This window comes from Methylosinus sp. LW4 (assembly GCF_000379125.1).
GTDB lineage: Bacteria > Pseudomonadota > Alphaproteobacteria > Rhizobiales > Beijerinckiaceae > Methylosinus.
On the sequence record NZ_KB900627.1, the window covers coordinates 555,095 to 566,700 of the forward strand.

Annotated in this window: 9 protein-coding genes; 2 read left to right on the forward strand and 7 right to left on the reverse strand. The window is 62.6% G+C overall.

Annotation, left to right across the window (positions count from 1 at the left end; all coding sequences use genetic code 11):
• The first annotated feature begins 62 nt into the window (after positions 1-62).
• Entirely contained in the window at positions 63-1,085 is a 1,023-nt protein-coding gene (locus tag METLW4_RS0122030; protein WP_018268405.1) for an ABC transporter substrate-binding protein, read from the forward strand.
• Between the two features lie 134 nt (positions 1,086-1,219).
• Here the strand turns inward: METLW4_RS0122030 and METLW4_RS0122035 are convergent, their stop codons facing one another.
• From METLW4_RS0122035 to METLW4_RS0122055, 5 genes are all read right to left on the reverse strand, one after another.
• On the reverse strand, positions 1,220-2,614 hold the full coding sequence (locus METLW4_RS0122035) for a TolC family protein (RefSeq protein WP_018268406.1): 1,395 nt from the start codon (positions 2,612-2,614) through the stop codon (positions 1,220-1,222).
• Entirely contained in the window at positions 2,611-3,738 is a 1,128-nt protein-coding gene (locus METLW4_RS0122040) for an ABC transporter permease (protein ID WP_018268407.1), read from the reverse strand. Before METLW4_RS0122040 ends, METLW4_RS0122035 begins: the two co-directional genes overlap by 4 nt.
• A 6-nt stretch (positions 3,739-3,744) precedes the next feature.
• Entirely contained in the window at positions 3,745-6,504 is a 2,760-nt protein-coding gene (rbbA, locus tag METLW4_RS0122045; protein ID WP_018268408.1) for a ribosome-associated ATPase/putative transporter RbbA, read from the reverse strand.
• A complete protein-coding gene (locus METLW4_RS0122050) occupies positions 6,501-7,484 on the reverse strand; it encodes an HlyD family secretion protein (RefSeq protein WP_018268409.1) in 984 nt (327 codons plus the stop codon). Before METLW4_RS0122050 ends, rbbA begins: the two co-directional genes overlap by 4 nt.
• A gap of 278 nt (positions 7,485-7,762) precedes the next feature.
• Positions 7,763-8,410 (reverse strand): TetR/AcrR family transcriptional regulator, encoded by a 648-nt coding sequence (locus METLW4_RS0122055; RefSeq protein WP_026191731.1) that lies wholly within the window; start codon positions 8,408-8,410, stop codon positions 7,763-7,765.
• A gap of 384 nt (positions 8,411-8,794) precedes the next feature.
• Here METLW4_RS0122055 and METLW4_RS28075 point away from each other — a divergent pair, with 384 nt between their 5' ends.
• The gene (locus METLW4_RS28075) at positions 8,795-9,238 is read left to right on the forward strand and encodes a cobaltochelatase subunit CobN (RefSeq protein ID WP_157235586.1); all 444 of its coding nucleotides are present in this window, start codon (positions 8,795-8,797) and stop codon (positions 9,236-9,238) included.
• A gap of 72 nt (positions 9,239-9,310) precedes the next feature.
• Here the strand turns inward: METLW4_RS28075 and METLW4_RS25795 are convergent, their stop codons facing one another.
• Together METLW4_RS25795 and METLW4_RS0122065 are read right to left on the reverse strand one after the other, a co-directional pair.
• Entirely contained in the window at positions 9,311-10,675 is a 1,365-nt protein-coding gene (locus METLW4_RS25795) for a sensor histidine kinase (RefSeq protein WP_198290244.1), read from the reverse strand.
• On the reverse strand, positions 10,659-11,444 hold the full coding sequence (locus METLW4_RS0122065; protein ID WP_198290245.1) for a response regulator transcription factor: 786 nt from the start codon (positions 11,442-11,444) through the stop codon (positions 10,659-10,661). The genes METLW4_RS25795 and METLW4_RS0122065 overlap by 17 nt, the downstream gene beginning before the upstream one ends.
• Positions 11,445-11,606: the final 162 nt, after the last annotated feature.

Sequence of the window (11,606 nt, forward strand, 5' to 3'; positions counted from 1 at the left end):
TAGACTAAATCATCATATTGACGCAAACTCACCCCGTCACAATTCGAGACGGAGGAAAATCAGTGTCGAAGAAGCTCGTCGCGATGGCCATGGCTTTCGCCTTCCACGCCAGTTGCGCCGCGGCCGAAACAGTGACCGCGCGCGTCGGGGTCATCCCGGTCATCGGCGCGGCCCCCCTGTTCGTGGCGGAGAAGGAAGGCTGGCTCCACGAGAGCGGACTCGATCTGCAGACCAAGGTCTTCGAGAGCGGCCCCAATATCGTTCAGGCGGCCGCGAGCGGCGGCATCGACATTTACATCGGGGGCGTCGCGCCGGCCGCCGCGGGACGGGCGAAAGGCATCGATCTGCGCGTCGTGGCGGCCCTCGCCGTCGACGAGAATGTGCTCGTCGGCGGCCCCAAGCTCAAAGCGTTCTTCAAAAAAGGGGTCGCGCCAGCGGCGGCTTTCAAGGCCTTCCGAGTCGCCAACGGCCGGCCGGCCAGAATCGCCACCCAGCCGCCCGGCTCGGTGCCGGCGGCCAATTTACAATATTGGCTGCGCGAGGCGACGCATACCGATCCGTCCGACGTCGAGATCGTCTCCATCGGCATAGACGCGACGCAGCAGGCTCTGCTCGCGAACGCCGTGGAAGCCGCGACGGTCCGCGAGCCGACGCTGACGATCGTGCAAAAGGCCAATCCCGAGATCACGCTGATCGCCGGAGGCTCGGAGCTGTTTCCCGGTCAGCCGGGCACCGTTGCGGCGATCTCGAAGGATTTTCTCGAGAAGCACCCGCAGCAGACGCGAGCGCTGGTTGACGGGCTCGTCCGCGCCGTGGAGGAACTGCAGAAAAATCCCGATCGCGCCGCGCCCCATGTCGAAGCGGCCTTGTCCAAGGGAATCGTCGACGGCGCGACCATTCGAAAATCGCTGTCGTCGCCGGCCGTCCATTTCGTGGTCGATCCGAAATCGATCATAGAATCGACCAAAGCGCTTCTCGCCTATCAGGTGAAGCTCGGCGTCGCCGACAAGGCGCCGAGCGTCGACGGTCTCTTCGATTCGAGCTTCTTCGACAAGGTGACGAGCGAGAAATCCTCGAAGAAGTGAGCCAATGTCGCGCCGCCGTCGATCCGCGTCGCTCCCGGATCGAAGCTATGGGCGCAAGTGAAAGCGGTCAGCGCTGCTGAGCGTAGAGAGATAATGCGGGCCGGATCGCGGCAAGCCGCCGGCGCCGCGGACGCTCACCAGCCGCCGCCCAGCGCGCGATAGAGCTGGATAGTCACGGCCGACTGCGCCATCTGTGTTTCGAGCAGATCATTCTCGCGCTCGAAGACATCGAGCTCGGCGTTCAGCACGTCGCCGAACGTCTTGCGGCCGCCTTCGTATAGGCCTCTCGAGGCCTGATGATTGCGCCTAGCGCCGATGAGCGCGGCGTAGAGACGCTCGCTGCGCCGATCCAGTCCACGGCGTCGGCCATAGGCGTTCTCGACATCTTCGAGCGCCTGGAGGACGGATTTGTCGTAGTCGGCGACAGCGGCTTCGAGACGCGCGTCATTCGCCGCTATATTGGCTTCGATGCGCCCGGCCGTGAAGATCGGCAGATGCGCGGTGAGGCCGACCAGGCCGCCCGTGCCTTGAAGGCCAGGGATTCCCTGAAAGTGCAGCCGGCCGTCCTGACCGAGGAACTCGATCTGGAAGCGCGGCAGCAGATCCGTCTTCGCGCTGGTCAGGCTGGCGATGCGAGCGCGCACGACATCGACGCGGGCGCGCACGTCGGGGCGACGCTCCAGCACCTCGCTGGGGAGCTGGCCTCGCGGAGGCGACGGGATGAGGAAAGGCCCGGGCGCCGGCAACGAGACGGGCGGCTCCGGCGGGCGGCCGGTCAAGACCGCGAGCCGGCGCTGGCGCGTTTCGAGCGCAGAAAGCAGGTCCGGCCGCTTGCTTCGCTGGGTTTCCAATCGCTCTCGAACCAGCGTCACATCATAGGCGAGCGCCTGCCCCGCCTGATAGCGAGCCTCCACATAGCGGAGAAGCTTGCCGAGAGTCTCGACGGAATGGTCGAGAACCAGAAGCCGTCGCTGCAGCCCTTTGGTGTCCTGATAGTTCTGGGCGACCTCGGAGACGACGATCATCCGCGCCCCGTTCGATTGCTCCTCGACTCCCGCGGCGTTGGCGCGGGCGGCTTCGGCGTCATAGCTGCGGCCGCCGAAAATATCCGGCTCCCAGCTCGCCGTGAGGCCGCCGATATGGGCATCGACGCGGCGCGCCTTGCCCGGGATGAAATCAACGACCGGATTGCGCCATTTCACATCCGCCTCCCAGAGACCGGCGTCGGCGCCGAGCGTCGGATAGAGAGCGGATTCCGCGACCGTGACAAGGGCGCGCGCTTCCTCGACGCGCGCCTTCGCGATGCGCAAATCAGGATTGCCGGCGAGCGCCTCGGCGATCAGACGATCGAGTAGCGGATCGCGCCAGACAATCCACCAATGGGCGAGGTCGAGCGAAGCGGAGGGAGCGCCGATCGACGACGTCTCGTCGAATGACGCTGGCGCCACGACGGTCGGCGACGGCGGCGTGACGTCGAGCTCACGACAGCCGACGACGAGAAGGGAGATGAAGATGGCGGCGCGCCTCATCCCTGCCTCGCCAGCATGGAGCGGAAGCGTGAAAGCGCGAGAGACAGAAATATCGCCCCCGAGACAATCACCACCGCGATCTGCGGCCAGACCGTGTCGAGCCCGGCGCTGCGATAGAGGACCGCCTGCGTCATCGAGACGAATTGCGTGGTCGGCGCGAATCTCACCAGTCCCTGCACCGCCTCCGGCATGCTCTCGACCGGAGTCGCAGCGCCCGAGAGGAGGTAGGCGATGGCGTAGACCGGGACAGAGAGCAGGCCGAATTGCGGCATCGTCGGAGCGAGCGTCGCCAGCCACATGCCGAGCGAGGTGACGGAGAAGAGATAGAGCAGGGCGCCGAAGGCGAAGAGGCCGATGGAGCCTGCGATCGGCACGCCCAGCCATTTCTGCACGACGAGCCAGAGGGACAGCATCGTCGCCGCGAGAATGACGAGGCCATTGGTCATGATCTTCGCGATGGCGATCTCGCTCGCCCGCACCGGCATCACCAGCAGATGCTCGATCGTCCCATGCTCGCGCTCGCGGATCACGGCGGCGCCGACCAGGATGATCGACAGAACGGTCAGATTGACGACGATCTGCATCACGGAGGTGAACCAGAAGGAATCGGTATTGGGGTTGAATTCTATGCGGCTGACGACGCGGATCGGCAAGCTCGACTCTATGCTCCGCGCGCCGAGGAATTTTTGCGTCTCGACGACGAATATCTCGTTCAGATAGCCGGCGCCGAGACCGGCTTGCGTCATCGCCGTGGCGTCGACCAGCACCTGCACGGCGGGCTTGCGCCCTGCGAGGACGTCGGCCTCGAAGCGCGGGGGAATCTCGATCACGAAAATATAGCGGCTCTGGTTCATCGCGGCCGCGACATCCTCCCGCGCGATCTCTTCGGGCGCGATGAAATAGGGGGGAAGGATCGCGTCGCGCAGGCGTCGCGACAATTCCGAATGATCGCCGTCCATCATGGCGACGGAGGCGTGCGAGACCTCCGCCTTCACGCCTTCGGACATCAGCTGAACGGCGGCGGTGAAGGCGAAGACGATGAGCGCCATCAGCGTCACATCCTGCAGCAGGCTGCGGAGCTCTTTTCCGCTGAGCAGAGCGACATTGACGAGCCAGCGTCCCATGGATCGCTACGCCTCCTGCTTGCGGAGGAGAAGCCGCGCGCCGATGAGATACAGCGCCGCGAAGCCGCCGAGCGCGAGATAGTTCGGAGCAAAGCTCGAAAGGCCGAGCCCCTTTGTGAAGCAGCCGAGGCTCACGATCTGAAACCAGGAGGAAGGAAAGCCGATGCCGACGGCGTAGGCGCCGCCGGTGAGCGTCGAGATCGGATAGAGCAGGCCGGAGAAATTCACCGAGGGGATGAGGCAGATGATCGCCGTGCCGAATATCGCTGCGACCTGCGAGCGAACGAAGGCCGAAATCAAGAGCCCGAGCGCCGTCACTGCGAGAATGAACAGCAACGCGCCGAGCGTGAGCGCGAGAAAGGAGCCGTGCAGCGGCACGCGGAGAATGAAGATGGTGATGAGCGTCAGGCTCAGATAGGAGACCATCGCCACGCCGACATAGGGCAATTGCTTGCCGACGAGAAACTCGCCGATCGTGGCGGGCGAGGCGTAGAGATTGACGATGGAACCGATCTCCTTTTCGCGGACGACGCCGAGCGCCGTCAGCATCGTCGGGATCAGGATCAGCGCCAGCATGACGACGCCGGGCGTGATCGCATAAATGCTGCGGAACTCCTGATTGTAGATGAAGCGAGGCTCGACGGAAATCGGCAGCGAGGCCGCGGCTCTCGCGCGATCGAGGCTCGTGACATATTCGAGGACGACGCCCGTCGCATAGGCGCGAATGTTCGAGGCGGTGAAAGGCGCGGCTCCATCGATGAAGAAGCCGACCTCGGGTTGCCGACCGGCTTCGAGGTCGCGGCCGAATGAGGGCGGAATCTCGATGGCGAGCTGGGCCTCGTGGCTGCGCAGACGCACCTCCATCTCCGCATGACTGCGCGAAGGCGCCATCTCGACGAAATAGCGCGAGCCCGCGAAGCCGCGCAGAAATTCCCGGCTGGCGAAGGTCTGGTCGCTGTCGAAATTCGTGAAGCGAATATTCTCGACATCGAAGGAGATGCTGTAAGCGGAGACCAGGAGAAGAACGATCGGGCCGAGCAGCGCGAAGGCGAGGCGTGCCGGATCGCGCGCGAGCTCCATCGTCTCGCGGCGCGCAAAGGCGAGAATGCGTCCCGCCCAGCCGGTCGCGCGATCGTCGAACATATCGGTCGGCTCCGGCTCGGGCGGCGATGCTTCGGCCAACGACGGCGCGGGGCGTGGAGCTACAGCCGATGCGCTCTCTTCCGCCTGCTCGAGATAGAGGATGAAGGCGTCCTCCAATGTCGCCGCATCCTTCTCGCGCCGCAGCTCGTCCGGCGCGCCGACGGCCAGAACCTCTCCGCGATGCATCAGCGATATGCGATCGCAGCGCTCCGCCTCGTTCATGAAATGCGTCGAAAGGAAGATCGTCACCTGCTTCTCGCGCGAGAGGCGGATGAGATGACGCCAGAACATGTCGCGCGCGCCCGGATCGACGCCGGACGTCGGCTCGTCGAGGATCAGCACCTCGGGCGAATGCAGGCAGGCGGCGGCGAGCTGAAGCCGCTGACGAATGCCGAGCGGCAGAGACGCGGGCGAATGGTCCGCATGTTCCGCGAGCGCGAAATCGATCAGCGCGGCGTCGACGAGCGACTGCGCGCGATTGCCGCCGACGCGATAGAGCCGCGCGTGCAGCGTCAAATTCTGCCGCACCGTCAATTCTTCGTAGAGGGAGAAGGATTGCGACATATAGCCGACGCGCAGCCGCGTCTGCATGTCGCCGGCGTCGATCGTCCGGCCGAGCAGCTTCGCCGTCCCGCTCGTGGCGTCCAGCAAGCCGGTCAGCATTTTCATCGTCGTCGATTTGCCGCAGCCATTGGAGCCCAGAAAGCCGAATATCTCGCCGCGTCCGATGCGGAAGCTCACATTGTCGACGGCGACGAAATCATCGAAGCGACGGGTCAGCGCCTCCGCCTCGATCGCCGGCGCGCCGCCAGGGTCGCGATAGGGCGGAATCTCGACTCCCGACGCCTGCGCGCGTCGGCTCTCCGGCAGCAGCGAGACATAGGCCTTCTCGAGCGTCGCCGCGCCCGTGCGGGCGAGCACATCCGCCTTGGCGTCCGCGATGAGAATGCGGCCATTATCCATCGCCACGAGATATTCGAAGCGCTCGGCTTCCTCCATATAGGCGGTGGCGACGATCACCGTCATCTGGTCGCTCTCGCTGCGCAGCTCGTCGACGAGCTCCCAGAACTGACGACGCGACAGCGGATCGACGCCGGTCGTCGGCTCGTCCAGGATCAGGAGCTGCGGATCGTGCACGAGCGCGCAGCAGAGCGCGAGCTTCTGCTTCATGCCGCCAGAGAGCTTTCCTGCGGGGCGATCGGGAAATGGATCGAGGCCCGTCGCTCGCAGCAGCCTGCGAATGCGCGCGTCGCGCCGCCCTGCGCCGAGGCCGAAGAGACGGCCGAAAAAGTCGATGTTCTCATAGACGGACAGCGTCGGATAGAGATTGCGGCCGAGCCCCTGCGGCATGAAGGCGACATGGGGGAGAAAGGCCTCCCTCTCCCGTCGCTCGCGCAGATCGGCCCCCAAGACGTGGACCGCTCCCGTCTGAATCTTCTTCACCCCCGCGATGACGCCGAGCAGCGTCGACTTGCCGACGCCGTCCGGGCCGATCATCGCGATCGTCGCGCGCGCCGGCAAGGACAGTGAGACATTCTCGAGCCCGCGAACATCGCCATAGTCGTGGTAGAGGCCCGAGATTTGGATGGCGGCCGGCGCCTTCGTCTCCTCGGTGGCGGTCATTTGGCGTATCCGAGAGCGAGCGAGGACGGCCAGCGGCCCGTCGGGTCGACGCGCACATAGCCATTGCCGGTCATGCCGGCCTTCAGCCTGCCGTCGAGACGGCGGGCGGCCTCGACCGGAATTCTCAGCTTCACGCGATAGACGAGCTTCTCGCGCTCGCTGGCGGTCTCCACATATTTCGGCGTGAATTGCGCTTCGGCCGCGACAAAGGAGATGGTCGCCGGCAAAGGCGGCCCGTCGAACGCGTCCAGGGCGACGCGCGCCTCGTCGCCGATCGTCAGCCGTCCCGCCACGGCCATTGGGAAGAAGACGGTCATATAGACGTCGTCCGTCTCCAGCAGCGAGGCGATCCGCCCGCCGGAGGGAAGCACAGCATCCTTCTCCACGATTCGATATTCGATGCGCCCGTTCACCGGGGCGCGTATCGTCGTCTCGTCGAGGATCGCCTTCAACCGGGCGATTTGCGCCTCGACCTCCGAGAGCGCGTTGCGCGCCTCCTTCACGGCGGCCTCGGCGGCGGCGGCGCCGGCTGTCTCCGCATCCTTGGCGATACGCCGCCGATCGAGCTCGACCTGCGAGACGAGCGCCTTGCCCCGCATCGTCGCGGTCTCGGTCATCTCGAGGCCGGCGAGCCGCAGATTGTTGCGGCGGACGTCGAGCTCCGCCTCGGCGCGTCCTATGGCGCTGATGGCGCGCTGACGCTGCGCTTCGGCTCCGGCGATCTGCGCTTTGATCTCGGCCGCGTCCTGGCGAGCGAGCACGGCTCCAGGGCGCACGACATCGCCCTCGCGGATCGGCAAATCGATGATGCGCCCTGCATATTTGACGGCGATGTCGATGCGCGTCATTTCCAGCCGCCCATTCGCGCGCGAGACATAGGCCGGCAGAGCGGGCCTATGGCTGCGCCACCACCAATAGCCCGCAGCGGCCGCGCCGATGACCAGCAGAGCGAGGAGGGTTCGGGCGATCCCACGGTTCATCGAGAGCGCCTCAACCCTTCCTCCGGCGGCCGGCGGGGGCAATGGCCGAACGCAACATTCGACGAACCCCACGGCCCGACTCTGCGATACGCATCGGCTTGCTCACGTCTACACAATGGGTTCGAGCATAGCGAAAGCTCAGAGGGAAGCCGTCTGATGGGCGGTGGCCGAAATTCCTGTGGAAGTCGGAAAGCATCGGCGAGCGGCGAGAGGATGCGGCCTCACATGGCGACGACCTCACATGTCGGATGGCGATCTCTCGACGAAAAGTATGAGACTCACGCGCCTTTGGTCGGCGCCGCCCGATAGGCGCTCAAGAATACGAACACTCCCGCCTCCATCACTCTCTCCGCCTCCGCCTCATTCGGCAGGTCGAGGCCCAGAGCGACGCGCATCGGCAGATCTGACAATATGAGATTGAGGAACTGATTTGCCGCGAGATGAGCGTCGCCAAAGGTCAACCAGCCTTGCGCTTTGGCGTCTTCGAGAAAAGCGGCGACAAATTCATTCGCCTTGTTTTGGCCCGTGCGAAAATAGAGTTGGCAGAGTCCAGGAAAGCGGAGCCGCTCGCTGGACACGGTCTGGAAGAATTTGGTTTCGTCTTGTGAGAGAAAATGGAGAATGAATTCCTTTCCCAGACCTCGAAGAGCCGAGTCGATGCAGCTTCCGATCATCGGCGCAGGCTTGAACATGCGCTTCTCATCGCATTCCGACTCGATCAAATGGCTGAAGAGCGCTTCCTTGCTTTGGAAATAGGCGTAGAGCGTCGTTTTCGACACGCCCGCAGCGCGCGCGATCGACTCCATGCTGGTTTCCCCGAATCCGCGCTTCAGAAACTCGTTTCGGGCCGCAGAGACGATCTGGGTCTCTTTCCGACCCGCCGAAGATTCCAGCGCTTCCGCCGGCGCAAGGGGTGAGGGTCTCATAGCGATCGATCCAAAGCCCCTTTGCCCCGTGGACTAGACTGAACGGTTTAGTTTACCACTGCAGCCGCTGTCGTAAAGCCTCGAACGAGGCGAGAGCGCGCGACCGAAGGGTCTCCACACCTCAAATTCGACGCTCAAACTGCGTCGACACGGGTTTCGGCCGCCTCGGGGCGCCCCGCCCGACGCCTTCGTGACCACGAATGATGGCAGGTCTCCTGGCTCGCGGGTCAGACGACTTCCGATCGATCCATTCGGATGAAACATCCGTCCCTCGCCCCGAGGAGCCCGCGAAGCGGGCGTCTCGAAGGGTCTCGCCGCTGTGTGTCGCTGGAACGTCCTTCGAGGCTTTTTGCGCGCCGCAAAAAGCGCCTCACGACGAGGGGATTGTATTTGCCGCACCGAAGCAATCAGCCGGAAGCCGTATCACTGCCTTGGACCACCTTCCCAGGGAACGATTCGAGAACGACGCCGCTCTTCGTCAGCGAACTTCGAAATCTCACGAAGACCGACATCCAGTCGGCGGAAAAGACGCTCCCGATGGAATTGCGCACGCGCTATTTCAATCCGAAATGGCGACAGGAAAATCAAGCTCACAGCTATGACGCGCGCGGACGCCGCCTCTCCAGGATTCCAATTTGCACCGAGAGTAAAGCAGAGCCCAATAAGATTTATCCCGACAGTGGATTTAAGGGCAACGTGACTTCTGCTGTGTCGCTGGAAAGCAGAGCATGCGTCCACTCCGAAAGCGGCCGACGACATCGCCGCTTAAAAATTCCAGCCGCGCCGGAAATCTCTGTGGCCTTCGTCGGAAGAATACGCAGGACGTGAGGAAGAAGCAGTTCATTCTCCCTCCATCGTTTCGTCTAGCTCATTTCGAGCCATTCGCGGAGCGGTTCGCCCTCATGCTTTTCGGAAGAGCTGGATCTCGAAAGCGCAGCCCATGTCGCTGTCTTTGATTTCGACGTGGAAGCCATGCAGCCGAATAATTGCAGCGACCAGAGTCAAGCCGAGGCCGCTGCCTGTGACGTGTCTCGCTTCCCGAGATCGGTAGAATCTCTCGAAGACTTGATTGCGTTGATCTGCGGGTATGCCAGGGCCGGAGTCGTGAATTTCGACGATCGGACCCTGAGAGCTTTTCAACACGCGGATCTCGACCGTTCCGTGCTCAGGCGTGAATTTGATAGCGTTGTCGAGCAAATTCGCGAAGGCCTCCAGCAGCAGGTCGCGATCGCCGCGCGCAAATTCCGCCGTCTCACTCCGAACGACCAGCTCCATGGCCTTGCATTCTGCCGCAGGCTGGTAGAGATCGACCAGTTCTCGCAACATTTCTGAAACGTCGAATTCAGTGAAGTGAGCGTCGGTCGATCCAGCGTCGAAATGAGCGACACGAAGCAATGCCGTCGTTGCATTCAAGCTCTGATCTAGACCGCTCATCGCGAGCTCGATCCGGTCTTGCGCTTCGGGGGGGAGAACGAAATCGGATTGCACTTGCTCGAGATGAGCTCTGACGCGACTGAGCGGCGTTCTCAAGTCATGGGCTATATTATTGCCGACGTGTTCCAGCTCGTGCATCGCCGCCTCGAGCTGAGCGAGCATCTCGTTCACAGAATGCGCCAAGCTGTCCAACTCGTCGTTCGAACCGCTGATCGTCAAGCGCTCGTGCAGCACGCCCCTTTTGATGTTGTCCAATTGCTGCTGGGCCGATCTGAGGCGCCGGCTCATCTTGCGGCTGCCGAAGGCGCCGATCATCAGAGCGCCGAGCGACAATGGAAACACGCCCTCCATAAAAATTCGCTTCATAGCCTCTTCGAGAACAGCGACCTCGGGCGTTTCTCGGCCGATCACGAAAATCCGCTGATCTGGAAGCCGCGCTCCGACGAAGAGCGTCTGCGTCGCAAAGCCGCGTTTGGATCGGACATTGGGATCGAATATGAGATGCGCCTTCCCATCCAGAGGCAGGCTCGTCGGAATCTGGCGCAGATTCCCTTGCAAATAGGATCCGTCGCGTTCGAACAGGCCGGATACAGACAATCGATATGCTTGATTATAGGCCTTGCTCTCCAGGTTCAGATTCTGCTGCCCTTCGAGATAGGCCGAAATTCCCAAAGCCTGAAGTTCTAGATGGGAGCTGAAGCGTCCGACTTCCCAGGTCGAGAAGTTCCAATACAGGAACCCGAGCAGCACCAGCGCGCCCGTGACATAAGCCGTCACGCTCACGATCGCTCGACGAAGCGACGGCCAGGATATTTTAGCCGTGGTGGTCAAAGATATGTCCCTGACCTCTGACATTGACGAAAAATCGGCAGCTGCGTCCCCCTTCGATTTTGTGCCTCAGCTTGCTGATGTGTTGGTCGACGACATTCGTCTGCGGTAAAAAGTGGAATTTCCATACATCTCGGAGCAACATTTGCCGCGTCACCAGGCGGCCGGCGTTCGACATGAAATATTCGAGCAGCTGGAACTCGCGCGCCGACAGCTCGATCTTTTCCTCGCCCAGATAAGCGGTGCGTCGCAACAAATCGAGCGTCAATGGGCCAACTTGCAGCTTGGTGGCGCAGCTCTGCAACGGTCTTCGCAGAAGCGCATCGACCCTCGCTCCAAGCTCCTCCAGACTGAATGGCTTGATCAAATAATCGTCCGCGCCGGCCTCGAGGCCGAGAACGCGCTCATCCACCGCGTCCAGCCCGCTGATAATCAGAACCGGAACATTGAAATTTTGTCGGCGCAGCTCCTGAACGATGCTAATTCCGAAGACTTCCGGCAAAATGCGATCGATGACGAGGATGTCGAAGCCTCCTTCGCCGACCTTGCAGAGCCCCTCGCTGCCGTTGCAGATATGAAGGACCTCATACTGTCGTTTCCCCAGAGCGTCGATGATCGCGCCCGCGAGCTGCTCGTCGTCTTCGACAAGCAGCACTTTGGCGCGCGGCGAAAAGCCTAGGTCCGAAACTTTATCGACGCTCAACGCTTTTCGTCCCTTTCCACGACCATCGGCGCTCGCGGAGCGTCCATCCATCGCGAATGGACGCCGCAACGGCGCTCTCCTCGACGCTGTCGGACGAGGAAGACCCGGCATTGCAGCTTCGACGTCCATCTTTCAGCGCTAAAGATTATGATTTGTACCACCTGGAATGGCCGCGCACAAACCAAACAACGAATTGCAACCATGTCACTTCGTCGCGCGTTACGCGACGAA

Excerpts from the sequence above, each read along its gene's own strand:
- rbbA (WP_018268408.1), bottom strand. The coding sequence starts at position 6,504 with ATGACCGCCACCGAGGAGACGAAGGCGCCGGCCGCCATCCAAATCTCG.
- METLW4_RS0122055 (WP_026191731.1), bottom strand. The coding sequence starts at position 8,410 with ATGAGACCCTCACCCCTTGCGCCGGCGGAAGCGCTGGAATCTTCGGCG.
- METLW4_RS0122050 (WP_018268409.1), bottom strand. The coding sequence starts at position 7,484 with ATGAACCGTGGGATCGCCCGAACCCTCCTCGCTCTGCTGGTCATCGGC.
- METLW4_RS0122040 (WP_018268407.1), bottom strand. The coding sequence starts at position 3,738 with ATGGGACGCTGGCTCGTCAATGTCGCTCTGCTCAGCGGAAAAGAGCTC.
- METLW4_RS0122035 (WP_018268406.1), bottom strand. The coding sequence starts at position 2,614 with ATGAGGCGCGCCGCCATCTTCATCTCCCTTCTCGTCGTCGGCTGTCGT.